This is a genomic window from Streptomyces sp. WAC03905, from assembly GCF_057371075.1.
On record NZ_JBXYDZ010000003.1, the window covers coordinates 4,789,989 to 4,802,924 of the forward strand.

The following is a 12,936-nucleotide window of genomic DNA, read 5'->3' on the forward strand; positions in this document are numbered from 1 at the left end:
GGCCACCCCGGCCGCGGGCTCCGGCGGGGCGCCGTCGTTCCACGAGATGTGGGCCGAGCTGGCGCCCGTCGGCCGCCACGCCGACACCGGCGGCTACCGCCGCTACGCCTGGAGCGGGGCCGACGCCGACTGCCGCACCTGGTTCCAGGAGCAGGCCGAGGCGCGCGGCCTCACCTACGAGACCGACCGCAACGGCAACCAGTGGGCCTGGCTCGGCGACCCCCTCGCCGGTGACGCCGTGGTCACCGGCTCGCACCTGGACTCCGTCCCCGACGGCGGAGCCTTCGACGGCCCCCTCGGCGTGGTCTCCTCCTTCGCGGCCCTGGACGAACTGCGCAGGAGGGGCGCGGAGTTCTCCAGGCCGCTGGCCATCACCAACTTCGGTGACGAGGAAGGCGCCCGCTTCGGGCTCGCCTGCGTCGGCTCCCGGCTCACCGCGGGGCAGCTGACCAAGGAGAAGGCGTACGAGCTGCGCGACGCCGAGGGCATCTCCCTGCCCCGGGCCATGGAGGCCGCCGGATACGACCCCGACGCCATCGGGGCCGACCCCGATCGGCTCGGCCGCATCGGCGCCTTCGTCGAGCTGCACGTGGAACAGGGCCGCGCCCTGGACCTCTCCGGCGACCGGGTCGGCATCGCCTCCGCGATCTGGCCGCACGGCCGGTGGCGGTTCGACTTCCGCGGCGAGGCCAACCACGCCGGCACCACCCGGCTGGTCGACCGCCGCGACCCGATGCTCACCTACGCGGCGACCGTGCTGGCCGCCCGCACGGAGGCGGCCCTCGCCGGGGCCGTCGCCACCTTCGGGAAGATCTCCGTCGAGCCCAACGGGGTCAACGCCATCCCCTCGCTCGTGCGCGGCTGGCTCGACTCCCGCGCCGCCGACCAGACCACCCTCGACACGGTCGTCACCGCCATCGAGAAGGCCGCCCGCGAGCGCGCCGACCAGGACGGCATCGACCTCGACATCGTCCGGGAGTCCTTCACTCCGGTCGTCGAGTTCGAGCACGCCCTGCGTGACGAGATGAACCGGATCCTGGGCGGGTCCGTCCCCGTCCTCGGAACCGGCGCGGGACACGACGCCGGGATCCTCTCCGCCGCCGTCCCGACCGCCATGCTGTTCGTGCGCAACCCGACGGGCGTCTCCCACTCCCCGCGCGAGTTCGCCGCCGAGGACGACTGCGTGGCCGGCGTCCTCGCCCTCGCCGACGTACTGGAAGGCCTGGCATGTCGCTGACGACGTACTGGCTGGAGCACGCCTGGCTCGCCACCCATGTCGAGCCGGGCGTGACCCTGGAGGTGTCCGCCGAGGGGCGGATCGCCGCCCTGCGCACCGGCGCCGACACCCCGCCGCCCGGCGCGGAGGTCCTGCGCGGCCTGACCCTCCCGGGCCTCGCCAACGCGCACAGCCACGCCTTCCACCGCGCGCTGCGCGGCTCCGTCCAGGTCGGCTCCGGCACCTTCTGGACCTGGCGCGAGCTGATGTACCGGGCCGCCCAGAACCTCACGCCCGACAGCTACTTCGCGCTCGCCCGCGCGGTGTACGCCGAGATGGCCCTGGCCGGCATCACGAACGTCGGCGAGTTCCACTACGTCCACCACGCGCCCGGTGGCACCCCGTACGCCGACCCCAACGCCATGGGCGAGGCCCTCATCGAGGCGGCCGCCGCGGCCGGCATCCGGATCACCCTCCTGGACACCGCCTACCTCTCCTCCGGCTTCGGCGAGGCGCCCAACGCCCACCAGCAGCGCTTCTCCGACGGCAGCGCCGACGCCTGGGCCGAGCGCGTCAGCGCCCTCAAGCCCCGCGGGCACGCCCTGATCGGCGCGGCCGTCCACTCCGTGCGGGCCGTGCCCGCCGACCAGCTGGCCACCGTCGCCCGCTGGGCCGAGGAGCGCCGCGCGCCGCTGCACGTGCACCTGTCCGAGCAGACCGCCGAGAACGACGCCTGCCAGGCCGCCCACGGCCGCACCCCGACGCAGCTGCTCGCCGACCACGGGGTGCTCGGCCCGCGCACCACCGGAGTCCACAACACGCACCTCACGGACACGGACATCGCCCTGCTCGGCGGCACCGGCACCGGCACCTGCATGTGCCCCACCACCGAACGCGACCTCGCCGACGGCATCGGCCCGGCCACCCGGCTGCAGCAGGCGGGCAGCCCGCTGTCGCTGGGCAGCGACAGCCACGCCGTCATCGACCTGCTCGAAGAGGCCCGCGCGATGGAGCTGAACGAGCGGCTGCGCAGCCGTACGCGCGGCCACTGGACGGCGAACGCGCTGCTCACCGCCGCCACCGGGGACGGGCACGCGGCGCTGGGCCTGGCCGACGCGGGGCGCCTGGAGGCGGGCGCGCACGCCGACTTCACCACGGTCGCCCTGGACTCCGTCCGCACGGCCGGCCCCCTGCCGCGGCTCGGCGCCGAGACGGCCGTTTTCGCCGCCACGGCGGCGGACGTCCGCCACACGGTGGTCGCCGGCCGGCACGTCGTCCGCGACGGCGCCCACACCCTGGTCGGGGACGTCCCGACGGCCCTGTCCGAGTCCATCGCAGCCCTGCGAGCCTGACCGCGGCGCCTGCGGCGGGCCTGTCCCCCACCCCGACCCTTCCCGAAACCGGGCTCTGCCCGGACCCGGTCCTCCAACGCCGGACGGGCTGAAATCAGCCCGCCGGCGTTCGGGGCGCGAGGTCTGGGGCGGAGCCCCAGGAAACGGCGAAGGGGCGGGGTGAGGGAACGAACCCTCTGAGAGGAACCCCCATGACCACCACCGCCATCACCCATATCGGCAGCCTCGTCACCAACGACCCCTCCGTCGGGGACGGTTCCCCCCTGGGCCTGATCGCGAATGCCACCGTCGTCATCGACGGCGACAAGATCGCCTGGGTCGGCCCCGCGGACAGGGCGCCGGCCGCCGACCAGGCCTTCGACGCGCAGGGCCGTGCCCTGATCCCCGGCTTCGTCGACAGCCACAGCCACCTCGTCTTCGCCGGCGACCGCACGCAGGAGTTCAACGCCCGGATGTCCGGCCGCGCCTACTCCGCCGGCGGCATCCGCACCACGGTCGCCGCCACCCGCGCCGCCTCCGACGCCGACCTGGAGGCGAACCTCGTCCGCCACCTCGCCGAGGCCCTCCGCCAGGGCACCACCACCTTCGAGACCAAGTCCGGCTACGGCCTCACCGTCGCCGACGAGGCCCGCGCCCTGCGCATCGCCGCCGCGCACACCGACGAGGTCACCTACCTCGGCGCGCACATCGTCTCCCCGGACTACGCCGAGGACCCGGCCGGCTACGTCGACCTCGTCACCGGCGAGATGCTGACCGCCTGCGCCCCGTACGCCCGCTGGGTCGACGTCTTCTGCGAGAAGGGCGCCTTCGACGGCGACCAGGCGCGTGCCATCCTCACCGCGGGCGCGGCCGCCGGGCTGATCCCCCGCGTCCACGCCAACCAGCTCTCCCACGGCCCCGGCGTACAGCTCGCCGTCGAGCTGGAGGCCGCCTCCGCCGACCACTGCACCCACCTCACCGACGCCGACGTCGACGCCCTCGTGCAGGCGGCGGACACCACGGTCGCCACCCTGCTGCCCGGCGCCGAGTTCTCCACCCGCGCCCAGTGGCCCGACGCCCGGCGCCTGATCGACGCGGGCGCCACCGTCGCGCTGTCCACCGACTGCAACCCGGGCTCCTCCTACACGAGCTCCATGCCGTTCTGCATCGCGCTCGCCGTCCGGGACATGCGGATGACCCCCGACGAAGCCCTCTGGGCGGCCACCGCCGGCGGTGCCCGCGCCCTGCGCCGTACGGACATCGGCGTCGTGGCCCCGGGGGCCCGCGCCGACCTGGCCCTGCTGGACGCCCCCAGCCACGTCCACCTGGCCTATCGGCCCGGCGTGCCGCTCGTCTCCGCGGTGTGGCGCAAGGGCGTCCGCGCCTACTGACGAACGGTCAATTCGGGCCCGTCCTTTGTCTTCCCTCCGCAAGGCCCCGGGCGTACCTTGAGCCACCCATCTGATGTGTCGTCAGTTATTTGTGGCCCGAGGGGAAGACGAAGGTGTCCGACCGCAAACGCTCCACCGCGCTCGCGCTGGCCTCCGCGCTGGCCGGATCGGCGGTACTGCTCGCCGCCCCCGCGGCCCACGCCGCGGTCGTCGACGTGGCCTACGACTGCAAGACCCCGATCGGGGACAAGTCGGCCGTGTCGCCCATCGACATCAAGGCCGTCAAGCAGGGCGACGGCTACAAGCTGACGATGTCCTTCCAGAAGGGCGTCTCCTCCAGCCCCATCGAGCTCGGCAAGGGCGCGATGAGCCCCGGCGCCGTCATCGTCGTCGGCGGCGCCGAGAAGGCTTCCGTGCCCGTCTCCGGCCCGTCCAACTCCGAGGCCGTACCGCCCGACACCCCCATCAAGATCACCGATCTCTCGGGCACCTACACGCCCAGGAAGAGCGGCAAGGTCACCTTCACCGCCGGCGTGCTCACCATCAAGGCGATGGGCACGACGACCACCTGCACCCCCGGCAACAACCCGGGGCCCTCGCTGGAACTGGACGTCACCGCGGCCGGCGGTTCCGGAGGGTCCGGCACCCCGTCCGGCGGCGACGCACCGCCCGAGACCCTCCCGCAGACCGGACCCGACGACTCCGCCCTCGCCCTCGGTACCCTCGGCGGCACCGTGATGCTCACCGGCGCGGCCGGAGTGCTCTGGCTGACCCGGCGCGGCCGACGGGCCCGGTCCTGAACGGAGCGCCCCCGGCCATGCCCGTGCTCCACACGCTCCGGCGCGACGCCCGCCGCGTCCTCCTGGTCCTGCTGGCGGCGGCCGCGCTGCACACCGCCCCCGCGCCCCCCGCGGCCGCCGACGAACCGGGCTGGACCGCCGAGCCCGCCGCCGGAACGGCCGCCGCCCGGCCGCCCGGTGGCGCCCGCCCGTACTTCTTCCTGGAGGGCGCCCCCGCCGCCGTGCTGGAGGACCGCCTCGCCCTGACCAACACCACCGATCAGGAGCGCACCGTCACGCTGCGCGGGGCCGACGCCTACAACACCGCCGACGGGGCCCTGGCGATCCGCCCGGCCGCGTCCGGTGCCCCGGGCGGCGCCGGTGCGTGGTTCAGCTTCGGCGGCGGATCCACCGTGAGGATCCCGCCCCGCACCCGCGCGGTGGTCCCCTTCACCGTCACCGTGCCGCCCGCGTCCCCGCCCGGCGACCACCCCGCCGCCGTGATCGCCGCCGAAGCCGGCCGGCAGGTGGGCGTACGGGTCCACCTGCGGGTCAGCGGCCCCACCCTGGCCGCGCTCACCGTCGAGGACGTCGCCGTACGGGGCCGGGGCGGGGCGGCGGTGGTCGCCTACACCCTGGTCAACCGCGGCAACGTCGCCCTCGCGCCCGAGCTGGGAATCCGCGCCGACGGCTTCCTCGGCGAGGTCCCGGGCCGCGGCCCGCGCGCCGTGCCCGTCGAACTGCTCCCCGGCCAGCGGGTCGAGCTGACCGAGCCCTGGCCGGGCGCCCCGGTCCTCGACCGGGTCCGCGTGACCGTCACCGTGACCGCCCCCGGCGGGGCCCGGGCCACCGCCGCCGCCTCCGCCTGGTTCGTGCCGTGGCGGGCCGCCGGCTGGACGGGCCTCGGCCTGCTCGGCCTCGGCGGGACGGCACTGGCCGCGCTGTGCTCGGTACGCGGCCGCCGGCCGTGGCGCCGGCCGTGGCGCCGGCCGGCGGGCGGGGCACCGGGCGGACCCTCCGGGCCGCCCGGAGCGACGACCCCAGCACCGGAACACGAACTGACGGGAGCCTCCAGGTGAGCGCCATGGTCGGCGGCAAGATCGGTGGCAGGTCCGACGACGGGTCCGGCCGCGGGTCCGGCCGCGGGTCCGGCGGCGGTTCGGGCGGCAGGCCCGGCCCCGGGTCCGACGGCAGGGGCGGCGGCCCCGTCAGGGCCCTCCTGGCGGCGCTGGCGGCGCTGGCGGCATGCGCCCTCGTCCTCCTGCCCGCCGTCCCGTCGGCCGCGGACGAGGGCAAGCCCGCCGCCGCGCTCTCCCTCCAGGAGGCCGCCAAGGGCACCGGGCTCACCGTCACGGGCACCGGCTGGCGGCCCAGGACCCTGGTGATGCTGCTGGTGTGCGGGCAGAACATGATCGGCGGCACCAACAGCTGCGCCAACGCCGACGGGGCGGCCGTCTCCGTCGCCGAGGACGGACGCTTCAATGCCCAGCTGCCGGTGGTCGCACCGCCCAAGCCCTGCCCCTGCGTCGTCAACGTCACCTCCGTCAACGGTGACCGGTCCACCGTCGCGGTCCCCCTGAAGATCACCGACCACCCGGTGGCCGAACTGCCCGCCGAATCAGGCACCGGCCGCCTCGCGATGCTCACCGGCGTCCGGCTGGAGGGTGACGACGGGGTGCTGACCTGGTTCGGCGCCCCGCCCGGCCGGAAGTTCAAGGTCACCGTCGGCAACCTCGGCACCGCCCCCGTCAAGGACCCCGTCTTCCAGCTCGGCACCGCCCACGGCGTGTTCGCCCCCCTGTGGGAGGAGGCCCGCTGGAAGGGGACCGTCCCGCCCGGCGGCAAGGCGGAGGTCGCGCTCGACGTCACCCTCCCCGCGGGCGCCCACGGCGACTACACGATCTCCCTCAAGTACGGCGAGACCGTCGTGGCCACCCAGCCCTGGGGCGTGGCCCGCCCGTACGGGGTCCTGCTGTTCTGGGGCCTGCTCCTGCTGGTGGTCCCCGCCGCCCTCTTCCGTGCCGGCATGGCCGTCGTCGACAGGGTCCGGCCGCGCACCGGACACGGCGCCGGCCGTCACCGCGGCGTGCGGCCCGCCGAGGCCGCGGCCGCGGTGACGGCCCGGCTGCCCCGGCTGCCCACCGCGCGCCCGGCGGCGCGGGCCCGCACCGAGCGGCCGGCGCAGCCCCCCGAGACCACCACGGCGGTCCTGCCGTGGTTCACCCCGGACAGCGCGCCGGAGACAGCACCGCAGACGTCCGCACCGTCTGAGAACCGTTCGACGACGAAGGGACCATCGTGAAGAACCGACGGAGGGTGAGCGCGGCCCTGGTCGCGCTGCTGCTCGGCGGCGCGGGCCTCGCCATCACGGCTCCTACCGCCCAGGCCGCCGAGGCCACGTTCAAGGTCAAGTGCGTGCCGCCGGCCGGCGGCGGCTCCCCGGTGGAGGGGGAGACCACCGCCAAGGTCACCGCGCCCGCCACGGCCAAGGTCGGCGACGAGGTCGACGTGTCGTGGGAGACGGTCAAGCCGGCCTCGAACAACACGGACCTGATGGACATCCCCCAGGACTCCGTCCAGCCCACGGGCTGGATCACGGTCGGCGGCGGGGGCGGGGAGCTGAAGGTCGTCGGGGAGAAGAAGAACCCGCCGATCCCCAAGAAGGCCCCCATGCAGATGTCCACGATGAAGGGCAAGCTCAAGCTCACCAAGGCCGGAAAGATCAGCCTGACCCCCGGCAAGTACGACGTCGCCGTCTCCTTCCCCTTCGGCACCTTCGTCACCAAGTGCGCGCCGGTCGGCGAGGTCAAGGGCGGGGCCGTCATCGAGGTGTCGGGCGGCTCCACCGGCGGCACGACGACGGGCGGCACGACCACCGGCGGCACGACGACGGGCGGCACGACGACGGGCGGTTCCACGGCCTCGGGCGGCAGCGGCGGCGGGGGCGGCCAGACCGACTTCCCGGGCAAGGCGGTCGAGGTGTCCTTCGACTGCGGCGCGGTCGTCCCGGGAGGCATCAAGACCCCGGTCACCATCAACGCCAAGAAGAACGGCGGCAGCTACGACCTCACCGTCAAGACCGCCAAGGGCGCGATGGCGGCGCCCATGGCCCTGCCCGCGGGAGCCCTCAAGCCCTCGATGGACGTCAGGCTCGGCGGCGCCGACAGCGGCACGGTCAAGGTCTCCGGCCCGGCCAACGCCGAGCCGATCCCGGACAAGGCCCCCGTCAGCCTCAGCGACATGACCGGCACCTACAAGCCGGGCAAGTCCGGCAAGGTGACGCTCAGCCCCGACCAGCTGACGATCGACGTCACGATGGCGCCCGGCTCCACGCCGATCAACGTCCCCTGCAAGGCGACGAGCAGCGGCGTCTCCCTGGAACTGGACACCGCCGCCCAGCCGGGCGGCTCCGGCTCCTCGACCACCACCTCCGGCAGCACCACCTCGGGCGGCCTCGCCGAGACCGGCGCGGAGGACGAGGGCGGCATCAAGGCCCTCGCCCTCGTCGCCGGCACGGTGATCCTGCTCGGGGGCGCGGTGTTCACCTTCACCCCGTGGCGCCGCCTGCGCGGCACCCGCTGACACGGGAACGGCCCGGCACACCGGAAGGTGTGCCGGGCCGTTCGCCGCGACCGTGCGGGACGGATCAGTTCATGTCGCCCATCAGCGCGTTGACCTTCTTGCGGTACATGAAGATCGCGACACCGGCGGCGACTGCGGCGAACGCCTGGAAGAGGATCACGCCGACGCCGTTGAGCTGGACCTCGGCCAGACCGAGCAGACCGGTGATGCAGTCACCGGCGGTGACGGCCAGGAACCAGACGCCCATCATCTGGGAGGCGTACTTCTGCGGCGCCATCTTGGTGGTGACCGACAGGCCGACCGGCGACAGGCACAGCTCGGCGACGGTGTGCATCAGGAAGATGAGCACCAGCCACCACATGGTGACCTTGGTGTCGTTGCCGGCGGTCTGGCTCAGCGGGATGGCGAAGACGAAGAACGAGGCACCGACGATGACCAGGGCCACCGAGAACTTCACGATGGTGCTGGGCTCGCGGTTGCGGCGGGCCAGGGCCACCCACATGGCGGCGAAGATCGGGGCCAGGGCCACCACGAAGAGCGGGTTCAGCGACTGGAAGATCGTGGTCGGGACCTCCCAGCCGAACAGGGCGCGCTCGGAGTTCTTGTCACCGAACAGCGAGAGCGTCGAACCGCCCTGGTCGTAGATCATCCAGAAGACGGCCGCGGCCACGAAGAACCAGATGTAGGCGCTCATCCGGGTCTGCTCGACGGACGACAGGTCCTTGTCCCGCTTGATGCGGGTGAGGACGGCGACCGGGATGATCAGACCGGCGATGGTGATCGGGTACAGCGCCCACTTGATGGTGAACATGTCCGCGGCGACGACGGCGCCGTAGAAGACGGCGACGACTGCCAGGACGGCGAGGGCCTTGGTGATCACGGCCTTGCGCTCGGCGGCGCTCAGCGGGTTCGGGACCAGGCTGCTCCTCGGGCTCAGCGTGCGGCCTGCGAGCAGGAAGATCGCCAGGCCGATGCCCATGCCGACGGCGGCGAGCGCGAAGCCCAGGTGCCAGTTCACGAGCTCGCCGACCATGCCGATGCCGACCGGGGCGAGCAGGGCACCGACGTTGATGCCGATGTAGAAGATCGTGAAGCCACTGTCACGGCGCGGGTCGTCCGCGTCCTTGTACAGGTGGCCGACCATCGTGGAGATGTTGGCCTTCAGCAGACCGGAGCCGACGGCCACCAGCAGCAGACCGACGAAGAACGCGAGCTGGCCGGGGACGGCCAGCGCCACGTGACCCGCCATGATGACGAAGCTGGCGATGGCGACCGTCTTGCGGGCGCCCCAGACGCGGTCGCCGAACCAGCCGCCGGGCATGGCCATGAGGTAGACCATGGCCACGTAGACGGAGTAGATCGCCGTGGCCGTCGCCGCGGTGAAGCCGAGGCCACCGCCCTGGCTGCCGGTCGCGGCGTCGACGCCGCCGGAGACCAGGTACAGGACGAGGAGCGCACGCATGCCGTAGTAGGAGAAGCGCTCCCACATCTCGGTCATGAACAGCGTGGCCAGGCCGATCGGGTGGCCGAGGACGGTCTTCTCGTGAGCGGGGCTCGGTGAGGCCGTCGTCAGGCTGGAAGCCATGGTCGATCCTTGCTTGCTCGGGACGCTTCGGCTTCGTGAGCTCATCCGCGCCCGGTGGGGGGTGGCCGGCACCGGTGGACGGACTTCCCACCCCACGCCCGGGGGTCTCGCCCCCGTCGTATCGGGGGGTGAAGGGACGTCCGTAACCGGGATCCACGCCCACCCGCGCAGCATCGCGCGAGGGGCCCGGCCAACAGGTCATTCACTGTCGTCAAGGCCGGCCGGGTCAGTCCTCGATAAGACTGCCCGTCCGGTTCCGGACAGAAATAGAGACCTATGCGCTGTTTTTCGGCACAAAGGTCCCTGAGGTATTGCATCAGGCGTCTCGCCACCATACGACACGACACTGCGGCATATGAAAGGACTTGAGAGATGGATCACAAGGCGAGTCGGGAACCGTTCGACCATATTCGAAGGCGCTTAGTAGTCCATAAAGCCAGATCGGAAGGGGTCTGCGGGCAGGCCTCTCGATCCAGTCGCCGCGGACTACCATCACCCACATGACGCGTGTACTGCTCGCCGAGGACGACGCATCCATCTCGGAGCCCCTGGCCCGCGCCCTGCGCCGGGAGGGGTACGAGGTCGAGGTCCGGGAGGACGGCCCCACCGCCCTGGACGCGGGACTTCAGGGCGGCGTCGACCTCGTCGTCCTGGACCTGGGCCTGCCGGGCATGGACGGACTCGAAGTGGCCCGCCGGCTGCGCGCCGAAGGCCACGGCTTCCCGATCCTGGTCCTCACCGCCCGCGCGGACGAGGTCGACACCGTCGTCGGACTCGACGCCGGCGCCGACGACTACGTGACCAAGCCCTTCCGCCTGGCCGAACTCCTGGCCCGGGTCCGGGCCCTGCTCCGGCGCGGCGCCAACGAGGCCGCCCAGCCCCCCGCCACCCACGGCGTCCGCATCGACGTCGAGTCGCACCGCGCCTGGATGGGGGAGGAGGAGCTGCAGCTCACCGCCAAGGAGTTCGACCTGCTGCGCGTCCTGGTGCGTGACGCGGGCCGCGTCGTCACCCGCGACCAGCTCATGCGCGAGGTCTGGGACACCACCTGGTGGTCCTCCACCAAGACCCTCGACATGCACATCTCCTGGCTGCGCAAGAAGCTGGGCGACGACGCCGCCAACCCCCGCTACATCGCCACCGTCCGAGGCGTCGGCTTCCGCTTCGAAAAGAGCTGATCCCCGCAGATGCGCCGCCGCCTCATCCAGTCCACGCTCGCCGTGGTGCTCGTGGTGATCGCCGTCTTCGGGGTCTCCCTGGTCATCGTGGAGACCCGGACCATCACCAGCAGCGCCCAGGACCGGGTCGAGTCCGAGGCGCTGCGGCTGGTGAGCGTCGTCGAGGCGAACGTCCTGGAGAAGAAGCCGACCGACCCCGGTTCCCTCTCCGAGCAGCTCGACCCCGGCCACTACGCCCGGATCACGATCCCCGGGCAGCCGGCCGTCGAGGTCGGCGCGTCGATCCCCGACAGCGTCGTCCGCGGCACCGCGCGCGGCGAGCAGGGCGAGGTCGTCGTCGTGGAGGAGGCCCGCTCCACCGTGACCAGGGAGGTCGTGCGGACCCTGGCCGTGGTCGGGGCGGTGGCCCTGCTGGCGGTGGTGGCGGCCGTACTGCTCGCCGTACGGCAGGCGAACCGGCTGGCCTCCCCGCTCACCGACCTCGCCGAAACGGCCGAGCGGCTCGGCTCCGGCGACCCGCGGCCCCGGCACAAGCGGTACGGGGTCCCCGAGCTGGACCGGGTCGCCGACGTGCTGGACTCCAGCGCCGAACGGATCGGCAGGATGCTCACCGCCGAGCGGCGCCTCGCCGCCGACGCCTCCCACCAGCTGCGCACCCCGCTCACGGCGCTGTCGATGCGCCTGGAGGAGATCACGGTCACCGACGACCTGGACACCGTGCGGGAGGAGGCGACGATCGCCTTGACCCAGGTGGAGCGGCTCACGGACGTCGTGCAGCGGCTGCTCACCAACTCGCGGGACCCGCGGACCGGCTCCGCGGTCCCCTTCGACCTCGACGAGGTCGTCAAGCAGCAGGTGGAGGAGTGGCGGCCGGCCTACCGCAGCGCCGGCCGGGCCATCGTGCGGTCCGGCAAGCAGGGCGTACGGGCCGTCGGTACCCCCGGCGCGGTCTCCCAGGTGCTGGCCACCCTCGTGGAGAACGCGCTGATGCACGGCGGCGGCACGGTCGCCCTGCGCACCAGGGTGATCGGCAACCAGGCGGTGCTGGAGGTCACGGACGAGGGACCCGGCGTCCCGCCGGACCTCGGCAACCGGATCTTCGAGCGGGCCATCAGCGGCCGGAACTCCACCGGGATCGGCCTCGCGGTCGCCCGGGACCTGGCGGAGGCGGACGGAGGCCGCCTGGAGCTGCTCCAGACGCAGCCGCCGGTGTTCGCGCTGTTCCTCAGCCGTACCGCCCCCCAGCCGGCCGAGCCCGAGAAGACGGTCCGCTAGTTGTTCGCGGGCTCCGGCTCCGGCCGGGGCTCCGGCCGGCGCTCCGGCCTCGGCAGCGGCGCCGGCTCCGGCAGCGGCTCGGCGGCCGGCGGCGTCGCGGGCGCGGCGACCGGGGGCAGGGCCTTGAAGACCCAGGTGCGGTACGACCAGAAGCGGAAGACGGTGGCCGTGCCGATGCCGATGAACTTGAAGACGTTGCTGGCCAGCGGCCCGTCCCAGCCGAAGCCGTAGGTCGCGGTGTAGAGGACGCCGTTCTCGATGACCAGGCCGATCGCACTGAAGGCGGCGAAGAGGGCCATCTCGCGGGTGCGGCCGCTCTGGGCGCGGTCCCGGTAGGCGAAGTAGCGGAAGCCGAGGTAGTTCGTGGCGATGGCCACGACCGTCGCTATCACGCTCGCGCGGACCACCTGGAGATCGGTGGTGTGCCGGATCAGGTTGAAGACCCCCAGGTTGACCAGGACCCCCAGGCCGCCGACCGCCCCGAACTTGGCGACCTCTCGTACGAGGCCGCGTACGCGTTCGAGGACAGATCCGCCCTGCGTGGTCATCAGTAGGCCAGTCCTGTCGGTCACCGCCCCCTCACGGGGCGTCCGGTGTTC

At 73.2% G+C, this 12,936-nt stretch carries 11 protein-coding genes; 9 read left to right on the forward strand and 2 right to left on the reverse strand.

Translation table 11 applies throughout. From position 1 onward, the window contains the following. Window positions 1-46 precede the first annotated feature (46 nt). The 7 genes from AC2RP6_RS24160 (at window position 47) to AC2RP6_RS24190 (ending at window position 8,299) form a co-directional block, all read left to right on the forward strand. Window positions 47-1,237 (forward strand): allantoate amidohydrolase, encoded by a 1,191-nt coding sequence (locus AC2RP6_RS24160; protein WP_486450430.1) that lies wholly within the window; start codon window positions 47-49, stop codon window positions 1,235-1,237. Next, a complete protein-coding gene (locus tag AC2RP6_RS24165) occupies window positions 1,228-2,568 on the forward strand; it encodes a formimidoylglutamate deiminase (protein ID WP_486448092.1) in 1,341 nt (446 codons plus the stop codon). The genes AC2RP6_RS24160 and AC2RP6_RS24165 overlap by 10 nt, the downstream gene beginning before the upstream one ends. Before the next feature lie 191 nt (window positions 2,569-2,759). Continuing rightward, window positions 2,760-3,938, forward strand: a complete 1,179-nt coding sequence (gene hutI / locus AC2RP6_RS24170; protein ID WP_486448093.1) for an imidazolonepropionase — start codon at window positions 2,760-2,762, stop codon at window positions 3,936-3,938. A 113-nt stretch (window positions 3,939-4,051) separates the two neighbouring features. Then, window positions 4,052-4,738: an LPXTG cell wall anchor domain-containing protein gene (locus AC2RP6_RS24175; RefSeq protein ID WP_486448094.1), complete on the forward strand. Its 687-nt coding sequence runs from the start codon at window positions 4,052-4,054 to the stop codon at window positions 4,736-4,738. Window positions 4,739-4,755: 17 nt separating this feature from the next. After that, on the forward strand, window positions 4,756-5,796 hold the full coding sequence (locus tag AC2RP6_RS24180; RefSeq protein ID WP_486448095.1) for a COG1470 family protein: 1,041 nt from the start codon (window positions 4,756-4,758) through the stop codon (window positions 5,794-5,796). Further along, window positions 5,793-7,019: a hypothetical protein gene (locus tag AC2RP6_RS24185; protein WP_486448096.1), complete on the forward strand. Its 1,227-nt coding sequence runs from the start codon at window positions 5,793-5,795 to the stop codon at window positions 7,017-7,019. The genes AC2RP6_RS24180 and AC2RP6_RS24185 overlap by 4 nt, the downstream gene beginning before the upstream one ends. Then, window positions 7,016-8,299, forward strand: a complete 1,284-nt coding sequence (locus AC2RP6_RS24190) for a hypothetical protein (protein WP_486448097.1) — start codon at window positions 7,016-7,018, stop codon at window positions 8,297-8,299. The genes AC2RP6_RS24185 and AC2RP6_RS24190 overlap by 4 nt, the downstream gene beginning before the upstream one ends. 64 nt (window positions 8,300-8,363) lie before the next feature. Here AC2RP6_RS24190 and AC2RP6_RS24195 read toward each other — a convergent pair whose 3' ends face one another. Beyond that, window positions 8,364-9,884 carry a peptide MFS transporter gene (locus tag AC2RP6_RS24195; RefSeq protein WP_486448098.1) on the reverse strand — a complete coding sequence of 507 codons (1,521 nt, stop codon included), beginning with the start codon at window positions 9,882-9,884 and terminating at the stop codon, window positions 8,364-8,366. A gap of 500 nt (window positions 9,885-10,384) precedes the next feature. Here AC2RP6_RS24195 and AC2RP6_RS24200 point away from each other — a divergent pair, with 500 nt between their 5' ends. Next, on the forward strand, window positions 10,385-11,062 hold the full coding sequence (locus tag AC2RP6_RS24200) for a response regulator transcription factor (protein WP_030659823.1): 678 nt from the start codon (window positions 10,385-10,387) through the stop codon (window positions 11,060-11,062). A 9-nt stretch (window positions 11,063-11,071) separates the two neighbouring features. Then, window positions 11,072-12,337 (forward strand): ATP-binding protein, encoded by a 1,266-nt coding sequence (locus AC2RP6_RS24205; RefSeq protein ID WP_486448099.1) that lies wholly within the window; start codon window positions 11,072-11,074, stop codon window positions 12,335-12,337. On the opposite strand, the gene AC2RP6_RS24210 is transcribed toward AC2RP6_RS24205, so the two are convergent. Beyond that, window positions 12,334-12,885: a GtrA family protein gene (locus AC2RP6_RS24210; protein ID WP_486448100.1), complete on the reverse strand. Its 552-nt coding sequence runs from the start codon at window positions 12,883-12,885 to the stop codon at window positions 12,334-12,336. The genes AC2RP6_RS24205 and AC2RP6_RS24210 overlap by 4 nt on opposite strands. Window positions 12,886-12,936: the final 51 nt, after the last annotated feature.

Coding starts and splice junctions, on each gene's coding strand:
- AC2RP6_RS24195 (WP_486448098.1), bottom strand. CDS start 9,884: ATGGCTTCCAGCCTGACGACGGCCTCACCGAGCCCCGCTCACGAGAAG.
- hutI (WP_486448093.1), top strand. CDS start 2,760: ATGACCACCACCGCCATCACCCATATCGGCAGCCTCGTCACCAACGAC.
- AC2RP6_RS24210 (WP_486448100.1), bottom strand. CDS start 12,885: ATGACCACGCAGGGCGGATCTGTCCTCGAACGCGTACGCGGCCTCGTA.
- AC2RP6_RS24200 (WP_030659823.1), top strand. CDS start 10,385: ATGACGCGTGTACTGCTCGCCGAGGACGACGCATCCATCTCGGAGCCC.
- AC2RP6_RS24180 (WP_486448095.1), top strand. CDS start 4,756: ATGCCCGTGCTCCACACGCTCCGGCGCGACGCCCGCCGCGTCCTCCTG.
- AC2RP6_RS24205 (WP_486448099.1), top strand. CDS start 11,072: ATGCGCCGCCGCCTCATCCAGTCCACGCTCGCCGTGGTGCTCGTGGTG.
- AC2RP6_RS24160 (WP_486450430.1), top strand. CDS start 47: ATGTGGGCCGAGCTGGCGCCCGTCGGCCGCCACGCCGACACCGGCGGC.
- AC2RP6_RS24165 (WP_486448092.1), top strand. CDS start 1,228: ATGTCGCTGACGACGTACTGGCTGGAGCACGCCTGGCTCGCCACCCAT.